Source organism: Bacillus cereus group sp. MYBK79-1, assembly GCF_051915365.1.
GTDB lineage: Bacteria > Bacillota > Bacilli > Bacillales > Bacillaceae_G > Bacillus_A.
Genome location: NZ_JBQAEO010000044.1, coordinates 1 through 530 on the forward strand (window position 1 = coordinate 1; position 530 = coordinate 530).

Below are 530 nucleotides of genomic sequence, written 5' to 3' on the forward strand. Positions count from 1 at the left end.
GGGGTGAAGTCGTAACAAGGTAGCCGTATCGGAAGGTGCGGCTGGATCACCTCCTTTCTATGGAGAATTGATGAACGCTGTTCATCAATATAAGTTTCCGTGTTTCGTTTTCGTTTAGTTTTGAGAGTTCAATTAAGTATTGACTCTTAAATGAGGATATGATATAAATAAATCCTGCAATTTGTATGGGCCTATAGCTCAGCTGGTTAGAGCGCACGCCTGATAAGCGTGAGGTCGATGGTTCGAGTCCATTTAGGCCCACCATACAACTTGGGGCCTTAGCTCAGCTGGGAGAGCGCCTGCCTTGCACGCAGGAGGTCAGCGGTTCGATCCCGCTAGGCTCCACCAAAAAGCTATTTTAAATAGCAAATGGTATGTTCTTTGAAAACTAGATAACAGTGTAGCTCATATTTTTTAATTTTTAGTTTGGTTAAGTTAGAAAGGGCGCACGGTGGATGCCTTGACACTAGGAGTCGATGAAGGACGGGACTAACGCCGATATGCTTCGGGGAGCTGTAAGTAAGCTTTGA

At 45.1% G+C, this 530-nt stretch carries 2 tRNA genes and 2 rRNA genes; all 4 read left to right on the top strand.

The features are described from left to right. Positions 1-57 (top strand): 16S ribosomal RNA (locus ACTFOB_RS26295); the annotation flags it as partial. Positions 58-187: 130 nt separating this feature from the next. Beyond that, a tRNA-Ile gene (locus ACTFOB_RS26300) sits at positions 188-264 on the top strand. A gap of 8 nt (positions 265-272) precedes the next feature. Then, positions 273-348: transfer RNA gene (locus ACTFOB_RS26305), tRNA-Ala, on the top strand. An 80-nt stretch (positions 349-428) separates the two neighbouring features. Next, a 23S ribosomal RNA gene (locus ACTFOB_RS26310) occupies positions 429-530 on the top strand; the annotation flags it as partial.